Here is a 16,776-nt window from a genome sequence, read left to right on the forward strand (position 1 = left end):
GGCGGGGCAGTGACCCTCAAGGCAGGCAAGTCCGTCAATAGTCACGGCGGTCGAAGTGTTGACGCTCCCGTAGCACATCAGTAATCTTTGGACCAAAGTAACGCAAGATTTTGACAAAGAGATGCACGCTTCTGTGCATGCTCTCGGAAGATTCAACGGGCCTCCTGGGGAGGCCCGTTGATGGTCGTACCCGTCTGGTGTTTCCAGGACGAGCGGCGCCCTCGCGCCGCGCGTACCACCCCGTCTCTCTCGACACCGGCCCGCTCGCGTCGGCCGGCGCTGCACCGCCGCACCCCCACCCCCGTGGTCCAGCCACCGCGGCAACCGTCCCCCGACGACAAGGACAGTGATGAGACGAACGAATCTGTTCAGGATGGTGGCGGCGACGGCCGCCGCCGCGCTGATCGCGACGGCCGGGGCGACCGCCCTCACGAACCCGGCCTCCGCCCGCCCGGCCGACCCGGCCGCCGCACCGAACACCGGCTTCGCCCCGGCGGCCACCAACCTCGCCCAGGGCCGTCCCACCCAGGAGAGCGGCCACGCCGACGTCTACGACTCGTCGAAGGTCGTCGACGGCAACGCGGGCAGCTACTGGGAGAGCGTCAACAACGCGTTCCCGCAGTGGGTGCAGGTCGATCTCGGCTCGTCGCAGAGCGTCAACCAGGTCATCCTCAAGCTGCCGACCAGCGGTTGGGGGACCCGCACGCAGACGCTGAGCGTGCGGGGCAGCACCGACGGTTCGTCCTTCACCGATCTGGTCGGGTCGCAGACGTACACCTTCAACCCGGCGAGCGGCAGCACCGCAACGATCAACTTCAGCTCGACCTCCACCCGCTACGTCCGGATCACCATCACCGCCAACAGCGGCTGGCCGGCCGGGCAGCTCTCCGAGCTGGAGGTGTACGGCAGCGGCGGCACCACCCCCGACACCACCGCGCCGAGCGTCCCGGGGACGCTGTCGCACAGCACGTCGGGCAGCACGATCACGCTCAACTGGGGGGCCTCCACCGACTCCGGTGGCAGCGGGCTCGCCGGCTACAACGTCTACCGGGGCGGCAGCCTGATCGCGACGCTGGGCACCGTCCTCACCTACCAGGACACCCAACCGGCGACGGCCACCGTGTCCTACTACGTCCGGGCCCGCGACGGGGCCGGCAACCTCTCCGGCAACAGCAACACCGTCACCCGGACCGGCAGCAACCCGCCCGCCTGCACGAACGTGGCACAGGGCAAGAGCATGACGGCGAGCGGCTCCACCTTCAGCTTCACCCCGGACAAGGCGAACGACGGGCAACTCTCCACCTACTGGGAGGGCGCGGCGAGCTACCCGCAGAACCTGACCGTGGCGCTGGGCGCGAACCACTCCATCTCCGGTGTCACGGTGAAGCTCAACCCGGACCCGTCCTGGGGCACCCGTACCCAGACCATCCAGGTCCTCGGTCGCGACCAGGCGTCGTCGGCGTACACCAGTCTGGTGTCGGCGGCGGCCTACCAGTTCGCCCAGGGCAGCAACGTGGTGACCATCCCGGTCACCGCGACCACCGCGGACGTGCAGTTGCGGTTCACCGGCAACACCGGCGCCCCGTCCGGCCAGGTGGCCGAGCTTGAGGTGTGCGGCACCCCGGCGCCCAACCCGGATCTGGTCGTCAGCTCGGTGACCTGGTCGCCCACGTCGCCCAGCGAGGTCTCCCCGGTCACCCTCTCGGCCGTGGTGCAGAACATCGGTTCGGCCGCCGCCGGTGCGACCACTGTCAACTTCAGCCTGGCCGGCGCGGTCGTCGGCAACGCCTCGGTGGGCACGCTCGCCGCGGGCGCCTCGACCACCGTGTCGTTCAACGCCGGTACGCGGCCGATGGGCAGCTACGCCGTCTCGGCGGTGGTCGACCCGGCGAACACGATCGTCGAACAGAACAACGGCAACAACAGCTTCACGGCCGCATCACCGCTGGTGGTGGCGCAGGCCCCGGGCCCCGACCTCCAGGTGCTCAGCATCGCCTCGAACCCGCCGAACCCGGCCGTCGGGGCGTCCGTCACCTTCACCGTGACGGTCCGCAACCGGGGCACCACCGCGACCGGCACGACCACTGTCACCCGGCTGGTGGCGGGCAGCACCACGCTCAACACCAACACCGCCTCGATCGCCGCCGGCGCGACGGTCACCGTGGCCGTCAGCGGCACCTGGACCGCCACCAGCGGCGGCGCCACCATCACCGCCACCGCCGACGCCACCAACGTGGTCGCCGAAACCAACGAGACCAACAACGCGTTCACCCAGTCGATCGTGGTCGGTCGTGGGGCCGCCGTCCCGTACGTCTCCTACGAGGCGGAGGCCGGCCGTTACCAGGGCACGCTGCTGGAGGCCGACCCGCTGCGTACGTTCGGGCACACCAACTTCGCCAGCGAGTCCTCGGGGCGCAAGTCGGTACGGCTCAACAGCACCGGCCAGTTCGTCGAGTTCACCTCTGCCAACCAGGCCAACTCCATCGTGGTGCGTAACTCCATCCCGGACGCGCCCGGTGGCGGCGGCATCGAGGCGACCATCAGCCTCTACGTCAACGACGTCTTCTCCCGGAAGTTGACCCTGTCGTCGAAGCACAGCTGGCTCTACGGCAACACCGACGGGCCGGAGGCGCTGACCAACACCCCGCAGGCCGACGCCCGGCGGCTCTTCGACGAGTCGAACGCGCTGCTGGCGCAGTCGTACCCGGCCGGCACCCGGTTCAAGTTGCAGCGCGACTCGGGTGACACCGCCTCCTTCTACGTCATCGACATGATCGACCTGGAGCAGGTGGCGGGGCCGGCGAGCCAGCCGGCCGGTTGCACCTCGATCACCTCGTACGGCGCGGTCCCGAACGACGGGCTCGACGACACCGCCGCGATCCAGCGGGCGGTGACCGACGACCAGAACGGTGTCATCAGCTGCGTCTGGATCCCGGCCGGGCAGTGGCGGCAGGAGCAGAAGATCCTGACCGACGACCCGCTGAACCGGGGCATGCACAACCAGGTCGGCATCAGCAACGTCACCATCCGGGGCGCCGGCATGTGGCACTCGCAGCTCTACACGCTGACCGAGCCGCAGAACGTGGTGGGCGGCATCAACCACCCGCACGAGGGCAACTTCGGCTTCGACATCGACAAGAACACCCAGATCTCCGACATCGCCATCTTCGGTTCCGGCCGGATCCGGGGCGGGGACGGCAACGCCGAGGGTGGCGTCGGTCTGAACGGTCGCTTCGGCACCGGCACGAAGATCAGCAACGTCTGGATCGAGCACGCCAACGTGGGTGTCTGGGTGGGCCGCGACTACGACAACATCCCCGACCTGTGGGGGCCGGCCGACGGGCTGGAGTTCAGCGGCATGCGGATCCGCAACACGTACGCCGACGGCATCAACTTCAGCAACGGCACGCGCAACTCGCGGGTGTTCAACTCGTCGTTCCGCACCACCGGTGACGACGCGCTCGCCGTCTGGGCCAACCCGTACGTCAAGGACCGCAACGTCGACATCGCCCACGACAACCACTTCGTCAACAACACCATCCAGCTGCCCTGGCGGGCCAACGGCATTGCCATCTACGGCGGCTACGACAACTCGATCGAGAACAACCTGATCTACGACACCGCGAACTACCCGGGCATCATGCTGGCGACCGACCACGACCCGCTGCCGTTCTCCGGCACGACGCTGATCGCCAACAACGGGCTCTACCGCACCGGCGGCGCGTTCTGGAACGAGGACCAGGAGTTCGGTGCCATCACGATCTTCCCGGCCACCAGGGACATCGTCGGGGTCACCATCCGAGACACCGACATCATCGACTCCACGTACGACGGCATCCAGTTCAAGAACGGTGGCGGCAACATCCCGAACGTCGCCATCACCAACGTGCGGATCGACAAATCCGTCAACGGTGCCGGAATCCTCGCGATGAGCGGCGCGCGTGGTAACGCCAACCTGACGAACGTGACAATCACCAACTCGGCCGACGGCAACATCGTCATCCAGCCGGGCTCGCAGTTCGTCATCACTCCCTGATCGACACGGTTCAGGTGAAGTCGGGGTGTCCGCACGCTGCGGGCACCCCGACTTCCGTGCTGTCGGTCGGCGTACGCGACAGCAAGGACCGGCACGGACCCGTGCTGACCTTCACCACCACGGCCTGGACGGCCTTCGTCACGTTCACGGCGGTGAGCCGGCCCGTGCAATGATCAAGGCCGGCTCGCCGGGGGGAAGGCTGACAATCAGGATGGGTGTCGTCACGACCGGGCTCTGCCTCGCCGTACCTGCTCTGTTCGTGCTCTGGTGGTGGGGCCGACCTCTGCTCACCGGCCGATGGAAGACTCCGGGCTGGTTCGTCGCGACGGCCGGGCTGTCGATCGTCGCCACCGCTGTCACGTGGTTCCTCGGGGCGTTCGCGGGTTCCTCCATGAGCTCGGAGGAGTCCTGCCAACAGGCCGGCGTCAGCTACGACAGTGCCTACCGCGCCGCGCACTGGCGTGAGTCGTCGAGGTGGTTCCCCCTCCACGATCGATGCAACGCCACCTACGACCTGGTGCCCGCCTGGGTCAACCCGGCCCTGGTGCTGCTGCCCCTGCTGGCCGTCCTCTGCATCGGCGTAGCGGTCTGGCTGGCCGTCGTGCGGCACCGGACCACGACGAGTCCAGCGTCGGCCCGCAGATCTTGGACACTTTCCGTTCTGCCTTGACGGAAACTGTCCAAGATCTGCACGCGCGACGACCCTGCTTGATCGACACGGTTTTAAGGAAGTCGGGGTGTCCGGTTGCCACGGATGCCCCGACTTTCTTGAACCCGAGTTGATCATGGACCGCGACGGCGCGCTGGTGCCGGGCCAGCGTCGTGTTCGGTGACGGGTTGATTGGGTGACGGCTGGCGGAGGGGGAGGGCTGAGGCTCCCAGCGGGCGTGCAGCGACGGTGGGGGAGAATGGCCCCGTGACTTCCCCCCGCGATCTTGTTCTGCTCGGGTCCACAGGTTCGATCGGTACACAGGCCATCGACATCGTTCGGCGTAACCCGGACCGGTTCCGGGTGGTCGCCGTGGGCGCGGGCGGCGGCAACGTCGAGCTGCTCGCCGCGCAGGCCCTCGAACTGGGCGTCGAGGTGGTCGGAGTGGCGAAGGCCTCCGCCGCGCAGGACCTGCAACTGGCGTTCTACGCCGAGGCGAGCCGGCGTGGATGGGCCACCGGTGACTTCAAGCTTCCCAAGATCGTGGCCGGTCCGGACGCCATGACCGAGCTGGCGCAGTGGCCGTGCGACATCGTGCTCAACGGGGTGGTCGGCTCGCTGGGCCTCGCTCCTACGCTGGCCGCGCTGCGCGGTGGTCGTACTCTCGCGTTGGCCAACAAGGAGTCGCTCGTGGCCGGCGGCCCGCTGGTCAAGGCCGCGGTGACGCGGCCGGGGCAGATCGTTCCGGTCGACTCGGAGCACTCGGCGCTGGCCCAGTGTCTGCGCTCCGGTTCGCGCGGCGAGGTGCGTCGGCTGATCGTCACGGCCAGCGGCGGCCCGTTCCGGGGTCGGGGGCGCGACGAGTTGACGCAGGTCACACCCGAGCAGGCCCTCGCGCACCCGACCTGGAACATGGGGCCGGTCGTCACGATCAACTCAGCCACCATGGTCAACAAGGCCCTTGAGGTGATCGAGGCGCACGAGTTGTTCGACGTGCCCTACGCCGACATCGTCGTGATGGTGCACCCGCAGTCGGTGATCCACTCGATGGTCGAGTTCGTCGACGGGTCGACGATCGCCCAGGCCAGCCCACCGGACATGCGGCTGCCCATCGCGCTCGGCATCGGCTGGCCGGACCGGGTGCCCGAGGCCGCCACCGCCGTGGACTGGACGGCCGCGCACACCTGGGAGTTCGCGCCGCTCGACGACGCGGCGTTCCCGGCCGTCGCGCTGGCCAAGGCCGCCGGGGAGGCCGGGCGTAGTCGCCCGGCGATCTACAACGCGGCGAACGAGGAGTGCGTGGCCGCGTTCGTGGCGGGCCGGCTGCCGTTCCTCGGCATCGTCGACACCCTCGAACGCGTGTTGGAGGAGGCTCCGGACTTCGACGAACCAGGTACCGTCGAGGACGTGCTCGCGGCCGAGTCGTGGGCACGCGCGCATGCGCAGGAGATCATCGCGGGTTCGGTGGAAGGAGCTTGATGTCGTACCTGCTCGGGGTGGTCCTCTTCGCCCTGGCCATTCTCATCTCGGTGAGTCTGCACGAGGCGGGGCACCTGCTGACCGCCAAGGCGTTCGGGATGAAGGTCACCAAGTACTTCGTCGGTTTCGGCCCCACCATCTGGTCGTTCAGGCGCGGCGAAACCGAGTACGGCCTCAAGGGCATCCCCCTCGGCGGCTTCTGCAAGATCGTCGGGATGACCCCGCAGGACGACGACGTCGAGCCGGGTGACGAGTCGCGCGTGATGTGGCGCTACCCGGTCTGGAAGCGGACGATCGTGATGGCCGCCGGGTCGATCACGCACTTCGCGCTCGCCCTGGTCACGATCTGGATCCTCGCCGTCTCCGCCGGCCTGCCCAACCCCGACTTCCCGACCACCGACGCGCAGGCCCGCCAGGAGCCCGCCGTCATCCAGCTCAGCGAGTGCGTGGTGCCGGAGAACGCGGTGCGGGCGTGCACCTCCGCCGACGCGGCCAGCCCGGCCGCCCAGGCGCAGTTGAAGAACGGCGACCGGATCACCTCGATCAACGGCACCCCGGTCAACTCCTACGGCGACCTGCTCACCACGCTGCGCAGCCTCAAGCCGGGTGACACCGCGCAGATCGCGTACGTCCGCGACGGGCAGCCGGCCACCACCAGCACGGTGCTCGCACAGACCCAGCGTCCGCCGCTGGACAACCCGACCGGTGCCGCCGCCCCGGTGGCCGCGCTCGGCGTCGGGCTCGTCCCCAGCACGCCCACCCGCGTGACGTACGGTCCGGTCGGCGCCTTCGGCGCCACCGCCAACTTCACCGGCGACCTGGCCGTCGGCACCGCCCAGGCGCTCCAGCGCCTCCCGCAGAAGGTCCCCGCCCTATGGACGGCCCTCACCGGTGGTGAACGCGACATCGACACCCCGATCAGCGTGGTCGGCGCCAGCCGACTCGGCGGCGAGGCGGTCGAGAACAACGCCTGGCTGGTCTTCTTCATGCTGTTCGTGTCGCTGAACTTCTTCATCGGCGTGTTCAACCTGCTGCCGCTGCTGCCGGTGGACGGCGGCCACATCGCCATCGCCTGGTTCGAGCGGGCCCGCTCCTGGGTCTACGCCCGGATCGGCCGGACCGACCCCGGCCGGGTGGATTACCTCAAACTGATGCCCTTCACGTACGCGGTGATCCTGATCGGTGGCGCGTTCACGCTGCTGACCATCGCCGCGGACGTCGTCAACCCGATCACGCTCTTCTCAAGGTGAGTGCCTGAAGTGACCGCAATCAGTCTCGGTATGCCCGCCGTGCCGCCCCCGCCGCTCGCTCCCCGTCGGGCCAGCCGCCAGATCATGGTCGGTTCGGTTCCGGTCGGTGGTGGTGCGCCGGTCTCCGTGCAGTCGATGACCACGACCCTCACCTCCGACATCAACGCGACCCTTCAGCAGATCGCCGAGCTGACCGCGTCCGGGTGCCAGATCGTCCGGGTGGCGGTGCCGTCCCAGGACGATGTCGAGGCGCTGCCCGCGATCGCCAAGAAGTCGCAGATCCCGGTGATCGCCGACATCCACTTCCAGCCCAAGTACGTCTTCGCCGCGATCGACGCCGGCTGCGCGGCGGTCCGGGTCAACCCGGGCAACATCCGGCAGTTCGACGACAAGGTCAAGGAGATCGCTCGTGCCGCGGGGGCGGCGGGGGTGCCGATCCGGATCGGCGTCAACGCCGGGTCGCTGGACAAGCGTCTGCTGAGCAAGTACGGCAAGGCCACCGCCGAAGCGCTTGTCGAGTCGGCGCTGTGGGAGTGCTCGCTGTTCGAGGAGCACGGCTTCCGCGACATCAAGATCTCGGTCAAGCACAACGACCCGGTCGTGATGATCCGGGCGTACCGGCAGCTCGCCGAGCAGTGCGACTACCCGCTGCACCTCGGCGTCACCGAGGCCGGGCCGGCGTTCCAGGGCACCATCAAGTCGGCGGTCGCCTTCGGCGCGCTGCTGGCCGAGGGGATCGGCGACACGATCCGGGTGTCGCTGTCCGCCCCGCCGGTCGAGGAGATCAAGGTCGGCAACCAGATCCTGGAGTCCCTCGGTCTGCGTGAGCGGGGCCTGGAGATCGTCTCGTGCCCGTCCTGCGGCCGGGCCCAGGTGGACGTCTACAAGCTCGCCGAGGAGGTCACCGCCGGCCTGGAAGGGCTGCCGGTGCCGCTGCGGGTCGCCGTCATGGGCTGCGTGGTCAACGGTCCGGGCGAGGCCCGGGAAGCCGACCTCGGTGTCGCCTCCGGCAACGGCAAGGGCCAGATCTTCGTCAAGGGGCAGGTCGTCAAGACGGTGCCCGAGGCGCAGATCGTGGAGACCCTGATCGAGGAGGCGCTGCGGATCGCCGACGAGATGGGCGCCGAGCTCCCCGAGGAGCTGCGCGGGCTGGTCACCGGCCCGACCGTCACCGTGCACTGATTTTCCATGTGGAAAAGCGGCCGTTCCCCGTGCGGGGAACGGCCGCTTTTCGTTCGTGCTGATCGTGCGCTTGTGCGGTCGCCTGACGCCTTGGTGCTCGTGCGCTGTGGCGCGGCCTGGCGTTCTGGTGCGGCCTGTCGTTGTGGTGCGGCCCGGCGTCACTCGGATTCGGCGAGGATCGCGTACAGCTTGCGTCGGGTCTCGTCGAGCACCTGGGCGGCCCGCTCACGCTGGTCGTCGGTGCCGTTCATCATCACCTGGCGCAGCGCGTTCATCGCCTGTGCGCCGGAGTCACGGATGTCGTGCCAGCTGCTCACCGTGCCCTGGGCGACGTCCGCCCACGGCGGGGTCTGCGCGGCCTCGGTGGCCTCCGCCTGACCGGCCTCGGTGACTGTGAATCGCTTCCGCCCGCCACCGGACTCCTCGGTGCTGGCGACGATCACGCCCTCGTCCTCCAGTAGCTGGAGGGTGGGGTAGATCGAGCCGGGGCTCGGCCGCCACGCACCGCCGGTGCGGGAGTCGATCTCCTGGATCATCTCGTAGCCGTGCATCGGCCGCTCGGTGAGCAGGGCCAACACCGAGGCTCGGACGTTGGGGCGTCGGCCCCGACCTCGTCCGCGGCCCCGGCCGCCCCAGGGGCCGCCGTGTCCGTGCTCGTGGCCGTGCGGACCGGGCGGGACCGGCGGGAAGCCGAACCCCCGCATCCGGGCTTCGTGCATTGGGTGGTGCTGTCGGTGGAACCTCATCGTGCTCTTCCTTCCGTAGGACTATCGCTGATGCATCAACGATATATCGGCAATGCATCGCTGACAACCTTGATCTACCAAACCGTACGTACGTCTTGTTAGAGTGTCGGTCATGCGCCTGCTTCCCCCGCCGGGTCCGGCCCGGGTCCTCACCCTCGGCACTCTGGTCAAGACCGTCGGGCGGGGCCTCTGGCTCGTCGCCAGCGCGCTCTTCCTCACCCGGTCGGTCGGCCTGTCGGCCACCCAGGTGGGCATCGGGCTGACCATCTCTGCCCTGGTCGGTGTCCTGGCCAGTGCCCCGAGCGGCTACCTGGCCGACCGCGTCGGCCCACGCGGTGTGCAGGTCGGCGCGCTGTTCGTCGCCGGCACCCTGACCATCGGCCTGATCGCCGTCCGGTCGTTCCCCACGTTCGTGCTGGTGGGAGCGGCCACCGCGCTCGCCGACGCGGTCGAGCGCGGTGCCCGCGGCGCGCTGATCGCCGGAGCGATCCCAGCCGACCAGCGGGTCCGCACCCGCGCCTACCTACGAGCCACCACCAACGTCGGGATCTCCGTCGGCGCCGTCCTCGGCGGTTTCGCCATCGCCGCCGACACCCGAAGCGGCTACGTCGCGCTGATCCTGGCCTCGGCGGCGACATCACTGGCCGCAGCGGTGGTCTTCCTTCGGCTGCCCGCCGTCGCCCCGGTCGCCGCCCCGACGAACGGTCCTCGGCTGGTCGCCCTACGGGACCGCCCGTTCCTCGCCTTCACCCTGGTCGACGGGCTGATGTCGATGCACTTCAGCCTGCTCACCATCGCGCTGCCGCTGTGGATCGCCGGCCACACCCAGGCCCCCATCTGGATGATCTCCGCGTTGACGCTGGTCAACACCGTGCTCGTCGTGCTCCTTCAGGTACGCGCCGCAGGTGCCGCCGCCACCCTGCCCGGAGCCGCCCGCGCCGCCCGCCGAGCGGGCGTGGCCATCGCCCTGGCCTGCGTATTCTTCGCCGCCAGCGGCGCGCTGCCCACCGTCGGCGCGGTGGGCCTGCTCGGCCTCGGGTCACTCGCGCACGTCACCGGGGAGCTGTGGCACTCCGCAGCCGGCTGGGGGATCTCCTTCGGGCTGGCACCAGCGGACGCCCAGGGGCAGTACCAGGGGGCGTACGGCATGGGCTACGAACTGGGCAAGATGCTCGCACCGGTGGTGGTGACCACCCTCGCACTCGGCTGGGGCGTACCTGGCTGGCTCGTGCTCGGTGCCCTGTTTCTCCTGCTCGGAGCCCTGGTGCCCCCGGTCGTCCGGTGGGCCGGGCGGACCCCGCCTCGTGGAGCCGGTGCCGGCCTTGTCACTCGACCGGCGAAGCAGGGTGCTGATCTGGCAGGCTGATAGTCGTGCTGACGGTGCCGGTACGCCAACTGGGGGAATCGGAGCGCCGCGCGGTCGAGCGTCTGCTCGACCATGACCCGTTCGCGGGCGCGCAGGTCGCCGAGCGGATCGCCGCGCGCGGACTCTCCTGGTGGCGGGCCGAGGGCAGAATCCTGGGGTACGGGGCTCGCCGCAACCTCGAGTCACTCTGCTGGCTCGGCGGCAACCTGACTCCGGTGCTGGCCAATGAAGCCGCAGTTGCTGCCTTCGCCGACCTGCTCGCGGGCGAGGAGCGGCTCTGCTCCTCGATCGTCGGCCGCGCCGATGCCGTCCTCGGGCTGTGGGACCGCCTCTCCGACACGTGGGGGCCAGCGCGAGACGTCCGCCCCAATCAGCCGCTGCTGGTCACCGACACGCTGCCGCCCGTACCGGCCGATCCGGAGGTACGCCAGGTTCGCTCCGGCGAGGTCGACCGGCTCTTCCCGGCGGCGGTCGCCATGTACACCGAAGAGGTCGGCGTCTCCCCGCTTGCCGAGGACGGCGGCCGCAGCTACCGCCGGCGGGTCAACGACCTGGTCCGCACCGGTCGCGCGTACGCCCGCGTCATCGACGGCAAGGTCGTGTTCAAGGCCGAGCTGGCCGTCGTGACCAAGCGGACGGCGCAGATCCAGGGCGTCTGGGTGGCACCGGAGTGGCGAGGCAGGGGGATCGCCACCGCCGCCATGGCAGCCGTGGTCCGCGACGCGCTGCTGCGGGTCGCCCCCACCGTCAGCCTGTACGTCAACGACTTCAACCTCTCGGCCCGCCGCGTCTACGAGCGCTGCGGCTTCCAGCCGATCGGCACTTTGGCCACCGTCCTCTTCTGACCGCTGCGGTCGCTTGCCGGTGGTGCGTCCCGGCGAGATCTTGGACAGTTTCCGTTCTGCGCGAACGGAAAGTGTCCAAGATCTGCGGGTTGCGGAGCACGGAGATGCCGCTGGCCGGCACCCCGGGTAGGGGGTGCCGGCCAGCGGTCGGTGTCGTGCGGGTGGTGCTTAGGTGCGCTGGTTCTGCGATGGTGTGGTGCGGGTCAGCTGTTCCAGTACTGGCCGACGAGGTCGGTGGCCTGCTGCTCCCACTGGGCGTAGGCGTCCGGGTAGGCCGACACCTGCACGGTCTGGGCGGCGTCGGTCAGGGGCATGTCCTGCCACCCGTCGACCTGCTTGAGGCCCTTGAGGAACGCGGTGGTGGAGTAGGCGGGGTCGGTGATCTGCTCCGGCGTACCCCAACCCGAGCTCGGGCGCTGCTGGAACAGGCCCAGCGAGTCGTGGTCGTTCTTGTCGCCGAGGTGGCCGAGGTTCTCGAGCTTCGACTCCTGCAGGCTCGTCGCGATCGAGATGACCGCGGCCCGCTCCGGGAGGCCGGCCTTCTTGGTGGCGGCGATGATCGCCTTGACGTTGGCGCTCTGCTCGTCGTTGAGGGTGATGTGGGACTGCTCGCCCTGCGGCTTCGGCGCCGCCGACGGCACGGCCACCGCGACCGGCTTGGCATCCACGGCCGGGGTGGCGGCGTGGGCGGCGATCGGGCCGGCGAAGACACCACCGGCGAACGCGAGACCAGCAACAGACAGCATGCTCTTACGGAAGATCGTATTCATCAGGGGTAGCTCCTTCGGGGGTAGAACACCCGACCGCCAAAAGGGGGGGCGGCGGCAGGGTGTGAGCACCTCGTCCGGCGCTGCACAAACAAGGGGAAAGTCTTCGAGGTCGGCGTCTCGACGAGTGAGGGCTCGTGGCGCCGGGTCCCTGTGTAACGACCGGGGGGCCGGGGTCATTCCGGGGCTGGCCCATCCCGTCGGCACCCTCATCGAGGCGGTGCCTGCGGCCGTTCGTGGGGATCGTAACGACCGGGCGGAGGCCGCCATTCCCATCTACGACCAGGCCCCAGAAGGTCAGGGCGGCGGGTCGGTGGTGCTGCGATCGTCAGAATGTGTAACGACCCCGGGCCAGCCATGATTCCAGCCCACGGGTGCGCCCGACCACAACCCACATCGCCCATAGGCCGACAAACGTTTCAGGCGGCGCAGGGCTCTGGCCATGAAATCACCCCTCTCCCGAGTGATCCACTCGCGTACATGAAAGTCGGGGTGTCCCGAACGCCCGGACACCGCGATATCAAGGAAGTCGAGCTGATCAAAACCCCTGAAGCGTCGCGGATTGGACAGATCGCGTCAGATCAGTCAGAACGCCCATAGGGCTCCGCGCGGCCGCCGGTCCTGCCGCCGCTGCCCCGGGCGTGGGTGGCTCTGTCTCGGGCGTGGCCGGCCCTGGCCCGGGCGTTGCGGCTCTGCCGGCCTCTGCTGACGTTTGACCCGGAAACTGTCGGCTCGGCCCAGTCGCCACAGTCACCCTGATCGTCGCCGGGCTGCCGTGTCGCTGTGCTGCCGCCGCCACTGAACGGACTGACGGATGCCCTGCTCAGGGCCGGAAAATCGGTTGAGTTGACGGGGTTGGTGCCGGCAGGCTGAGGTCTCCGCCCCCCACGTCCCGGAGGACTTTCATGCGCCTGCTCCGTGATCTGTGGGGCACTTCGACCCGTCGTGTGACGATCGTGGCCGTCCTGATCGTGCTGGGCGCTGCGGGGCAGGCGGGTGCGTCGGCGCTGGCCGGCGCGGTGCTGGTGCATCGTTCGGCCGGCTTCTTCGCCGTACTGGCCGCGGCCCTGGTCGCCGTGGTCCTCAGCGACCTCGCGGTGAGCCTGCTGATGGCCGGCCTGACCGCGGACTGGTCCGCGGACGTGCGTCGCCGGCTCTGCCGTGTCGCTCTCGGGCAGGACCTGCCCACCTTGGAGACCACTCCGGTGGGCGAGTTGCTGGACCGGATCGACGGGGACGTCTACCAGGTGGCGTCGGCAATTCGTAACCAGGGCACCCGGCTCGCCCAGGGCCTTTGCGTCGGTCTGTTGTCGATGGTCGTTGCGGTGTTCGTGTGGTGGCCGGCCGGGGTCGCGATGCTGCTGCTCACTGTGGTGCTCGCGGTCGGCCTGCGCCGGCCCACGGCGCGGATCGGCCCGGCCCGGATGGCCGAGGAGGAGGCGTGGTCCGACCTGGCCGCCGTGATGGAGGAGGCGGTGCACGGCCAGGACGACGTACGCACCAGTCTGGCGCGGCCGTACGTGCTGCGGTTGTACGCCCGGCGGGCCTCCGCCGTGCTGTCCCGTGGCCTGGTGGTCTGGGTGCTGTCCGCCCGGGTGGCGACGGTGGCCACCGCGACGATCCGGGCGGGCATCGGCGCGGTGGTGCTCGGCGGTGCCTGGGCGTTGGCCACCGGCCGGATCGACGCCGCCCGGCTCACCGCCATCTGGCTGCTCGCCCTGGCCTTCGGGGCGACCGCGGAACACGTCAGCCGGATGGTGCCGGAGATCCAGGAAGCGCTGGGCGCGTGGGCGCGGGTGCAGTTGCTCTACAAGGCCCGGCAGGAGCCGGTCGGCGGGGCCAGCCCGAGCGAGGGTGACCTGCGCATTCGGGACCTGACATTCGGGTACGGGGAGAGTGACCGGGGGGCCGCGCTGCGCGGGCTCAGCCTCACCTTCGCGCGCGGTCGTTCGTACGCGCTGATCGGGCGGACCGGTTCGGGCAAGTCGACGCTGGCGAAGGTGCTCACCCGGGCGGTCGACGTGCCGCCGGGCACTGTCTTCCTCGGCGGCACCGACCTGTGCGACCTCGACGTCGAGCAACTGCGCCGCTGGGTGGCGTTGGTGCCGCAGCGCACCGAGATCCTGGCCGGCACGCTTGCCGAGAACGTGGCGCTCTTCGACCCGGAGTTGCTCGACGCGGCGGCTCGGGCGCTCGACGAGCTGGGCCTGGCCAGCTGGATCGCCGAGCTGCCGGACGGGTTGACGACCCGGCTGGGGGAGGGCGGGCATGTGCTCTCCGCCGGTCAGGAGCAGTTGGTGGCGTTCGCCCGGATCCTGGTCCGGGAGCCGCACGTGGTGATCCTCGACGAGGCCACCGCTCGGCTGGACCCGGTCACCGAGGCGCGGGTGCAGCGGGCCACCGAACGACTGCTGCGCGACCGGATCGGCATCGTCATCGCGCACCGACTCTCCTCCGTGCGCCGCTGTGACGAGGTGGTCGTCCTGGCCGACGGCGCGGTGGTCGAGGCCGGTCCACTGGAGACGTCGACGCGCTTCGCCGAACTCCTGGCGACCAGCCACGCCGCCGCGTACGCGACGGTGGTGCCGGCCGGTCGCACCGGCGTCGGCACGGACCTGCTGGTCGGGCCCGGCCCGGCCGACCCCTGGCCGAGCGAGCCGGCACCCGCGCGGGCCGAGCCGAATGGGCAGACCGCGCGGGCGACAGCGCCGGACGGCCCGCAGGGCGCGGTCGGGCCGGTCCGGGCCGACCCACCGCCGCTGCCGCCGGTGCCGCCGGCCCGGACGCTGCGGGAGATCTTCCGACTCTGCACCAACGATCCCCGGTACGGTGCGGCCGCGATCGTGCTGTTCCTCGGGCTCAGCCTGCTCGGGCTGGACGGCCCGGTGCTGCCCTGGCTCTGGGCGGACCTGGTCGACGGGACGGGCAACCCGTACCTGCCGGCGGTGGGGATCGTCGCCGGGTTGCTGGTCACCCTGCCGCTGCCGTTCTACACCCACGTCTGGTTCCCGCAGTGGTGGGTGCGGCAGATGCTGCGGATCGGCCTTCGCCTGGTGCACGGCCAGACCGGGCCGCGCCGGGTCAGCTCACACACCCCCGCCGAGGTGGTGGCGCAGGGCGGGGACACCGAACGGGTGGTCCAGCTCGCCGACAACGTGCTGGACCAGGCCGTCGCGCTGGTGCTCGTGGTCGCCATGACGGCGGTCACCGGCAGCGTCGTACCCGGGCTGTTCTTCCTCGGCACGATGGTCGTCTCCGGGCTGGCCGCGACGTTGTTCGGGCCGAAGCTGGAGCGTGCGGCCCGGGCGACGGTGGCGGCGCGGGCCTCCTTCGCCACGGCGCTGGTCTCCGCGCTCTCCGCGGCGCGGACGGTGAAGCTCGCCGGCGCGACCACGGCGGTGCTGCGCCACCTGGCGGGCCTGGACGTGCTGCGCAGCGACCGGCAGCGGCGGGAGATCTCGGTGCAGGTGTGGGCGCGCTCCACACCGTCGATGGCAAGTGGGCTGTTGCCGATCGGCGCATGGGCGCTCTACCTGAACGGCTCGCTCTCCGCCGGGGCGGTGCTGGTGGCCGTCTCCACCCTGGGCGCGGCCCGCTGGTTCGCCTGGACGACGGCGTCCTTGATCTCGCAACTGCCCTCGGCGCGGGTCTGGACCCGGCGCACGGCGGCGATGACCGGGGTGAGCGCGTACTCCGCGGGGGTGCCGGAGGTCGACCTGACCGCCGGGACGGCGCCCGCGCCGACCATGCCGCCCCGGCATCCGCTGCGCCGGCTGGAGCTGCGCGGCTTCGGGGTGGTGCACTCCGACGGCACGGTGGCCGTCCGGGACGTGGACCTGACCGTGCAGCGGGGGCAGTTGGTGCTGGTCGTCGGGCCGGTGGGGTCGGGCAAGTCCTCGTTGCTGCGCGGGCTGGCCGGGATCGTGCACCACACCGGCGAGCTGGCCTGGAACGGTGACCCCGTCACCGAGCCGGAGCTGTTCCTGCGTCCCAACCAGGTCGGCTACGTCGGTCAGTTGCCCCGGGTGCTCTCCGGCACGGTGGCCGACAACATCGCCCTCGGGCACCAGGTGGACGCGGCGGGGGCGGTCAGCACCGCCCAGCTCGACCATGACCTGGCCGCTGCCGGTGGTGGGCTGGGCCTGCTCATCGGGCACAAGGGCACCCGGCTCTCCGGCGGGCAGTTGCAGCGGTTGGCGCTGGCCCGGGCGCTGGCCCCGCGTACCGAACTGCTGGTCGCCGACGACGTGTCGTCGGCGCTGGACGTCACCACCGAGCTGGCGCTGTGGGAGGCGTTGCGCGGCCACGGGGTGACAGTTGTCGGCTCGACCGCGAAGCGCGCCGCGTTGGTCCGGGCCGACCACGTGGTGGTGCTGCTCGGCGGCACGGTGGCCGCTCAGGGCACCTGGCAGGACCTGGAGGGCGACTGGTCGCACCTGGCCGGCTGATCGACGGT

At 70.3% G+C, this 16,776-nt stretch carries 11 protein-coding genes; 9 read left to right on the top strand and 2 right to left on the bottom strand.

Features of this window, described 5'->3' with window-relative positions:
- The first annotated feature begins 349 nt into the window (after window positions 1-349).
- The 6 genes from DLJ58_RS13665 to ispG all read left to right on the top strand — a co-directional run bounded on the left by DLJ58_RS13665 (window position 350) and on the right by ispG (window position 8,596).
- Window positions 350-4,036 carry a CARDB domain-containing protein gene (locus DLJ58_RS13665; protein ID WP_124856416.1) on the top strand — a complete coding sequence of 1,229 codons (3,687 nt, stop codon included), beginning with the start codon at window positions 350-352 and terminating at the stop codon, window positions 4,034-4,036.
- 14 nt (window positions 4,037-4,050) lie between these two features.
- Entirely contained in the window at window positions 4,051-4,209 is a 159-nt protein-coding gene (locus DLJ58_RS34565) for a DUF397 domain-containing protein (RefSeq protein WP_279635871.1), read from the top strand.
- A 38-nt stretch (window positions 4,210-4,247) separates the two neighbouring features.
- Window positions 4,248-4,706: a hypothetical protein gene (locus DLJ58_RS13675; RefSeq protein ID WP_124856420.1), complete on the top strand. Its 459-nt coding sequence runs from the start codon at window positions 4,248-4,250 to the stop codon at window positions 4,704-4,706.
- Between the two features lie 246 nt (window positions 4,707-4,952).
- Window positions 4,953-6,164: a 1-deoxy-D-xylulose-5-phosphate reductoisomerase gene (gene dxr, locus DLJ58_RS13680; RefSeq protein ID WP_124856422.1), complete on the top strand. Its 1,212-nt coding sequence runs from the start codon at window positions 4,953-4,955 to the stop codon at window positions 6,162-6,164.
- Entirely contained in the window at window positions 6,164-7,414 is a 1,251-nt protein-coding gene (locus tag DLJ58_RS13685; RefSeq protein WP_124856424.1) for a M50 family metallopeptidase, read from the top strand. Before dxr ends, DLJ58_RS13685 begins: the two co-directional genes overlap by 1 nt.
- Before the next feature lie 9 nt (window positions 7,415-7,423).
- The gene (ispG, locus tag DLJ58_RS13690; protein WP_112588507.1) at window positions 7,424-8,596 is read left to right on the top strand and encodes a flavodoxin-dependent (E)-4-hydroxy-3-methylbut-2-enyl-diphosphate synthase; all 1,173 of its coding nucleotides are present in this window, start codon (window positions 7,424-7,426) and stop codon (window positions 8,594-8,596) included.
- Window positions 8,597-8,754: 158 nt separating this feature from the next.
- Here the strand turns inward: ispG and DLJ58_RS13695 are convergent, their stop codons facing one another.
- Window positions 8,755-9,342: a PadR family transcriptional regulator gene (locus tag DLJ58_RS13695; RefSeq protein WP_091400331.1), complete on the bottom strand. Its 588-nt coding sequence runs from the start codon at window positions 9,340-9,342 to the stop codon at window positions 8,755-8,757.
- Between the two features lie 112 nt (window positions 9,343-9,454).
- Between DLJ58_RS13695 and DLJ58_RS13700 the strand changes: the two genes are divergently transcribed.
- Window positions 9,455-10,708 carry an MFS transporter gene (locus DLJ58_RS13700; RefSeq protein ID WP_124856426.1) on the top strand — a complete coding sequence of 418 codons (1,254 nt, stop codon included), beginning with the start codon at window positions 9,455-9,457 and terminating at the stop codon, window positions 10,706-10,708.
- Window positions 10,709-10,713: 5 nt separating this feature from the next.
- On the top strand, window positions 10,714-11,553 hold the full coding sequence (locus DLJ58_RS13705) for a GNAT family N-acetyltransferase (protein WP_124856428.1): 840 nt from the start codon (window positions 10,714-10,716) through the stop codon (window positions 11,551-11,553).
- A gap of 203 nt (window positions 11,554-11,756) precedes the next feature.
- Here DLJ58_RS13705 and DLJ58_RS13710 read toward each other — a convergent pair whose 3' ends face one another.
- Complete coding sequence (locus DLJ58_RS13710; RefSeq protein ID WP_124856430.1) at window positions 11,757-12,323, bottom strand: hypothetical protein; 567 nt, start codon at window positions 12,321-12,323, stop codon at window positions 11,757-11,759.
- Between the two features lie 902 nt (window positions 12,324-13,225).
- On the opposite strand from DLJ58_RS13710, the gene DLJ58_RS13715 reads away from it, so the two are divergent.
- Window positions 13,226-16,768 carry an ATP-binding cassette domain-containing protein gene (locus DLJ58_RS13715; RefSeq protein ID WP_124856432.1) on the top strand — a complete coding sequence of 1,181 codons (3,543 nt, stop codon included), beginning with the start codon at window positions 13,226-13,228 and terminating at the stop codon, window positions 16,766-16,768.
- Window positions 16,769-16,776: the final 8 nt, after the last annotated feature.

This window comes from Micromonospora arida (genome assembly GCF_003857035.1).
Taxonomy (GTDB): domain Bacteria; phylum Actinomycetota; class Actinomycetes; order Mycobacteriales; family Micromonosporaceae; genus Micromonospora; species Micromonospora arida.

Coding starts and splice junctions, on each gene's coding strand:
- DLJ58_RS13675 (WP_124856420.1), top strand. CDS start 4,248: ATGGGTGTCGTCACGACCGGGCTCTGCCTCGCCGTACCTGCTCTGTTC.
- DLJ58_RS13710 (WP_124856430.1), bottom strand. CDS start 12,323: ATGAATACGATCTTCCGTAAGAGCATGCTGTCTGTTGCTGGTCTCGCG.
- DLJ58_RS13665 (WP_124856416.1), top strand. CDS start 350: ATGAGACGAACGAATCTGTTCAGGATGGTGGCGGCGACGGCCGCCGCC.
- DLJ58_RS13685 (WP_124856424.1), top strand. CDS start 6,164: ATGTCGTACCTGCTCGGGGTGGTCCTCTTCGCCCTGGCCATTCTCATC.
- DLJ58_RS13700 (WP_124856426.1), top strand. CDS start 9,455: ATGCGCCTGCTTCCCCCGCCGGGTCCGGCCCGGGTCCTCACCCTCGGC.
- DLJ58_RS13715 (WP_124856432.1), top strand. CDS start 13,226: ATGCGCCTGCTCCGTGATCTGTGGGGCACTTCGACCCGTCGTGTGACG.
- DLJ58_RS13695 (WP_091400331.1), bottom strand. CDS start 9,342: ATGAGGTTCCACCGACAGCACCACCCAATGCACGAAGCCCGGATGCGG.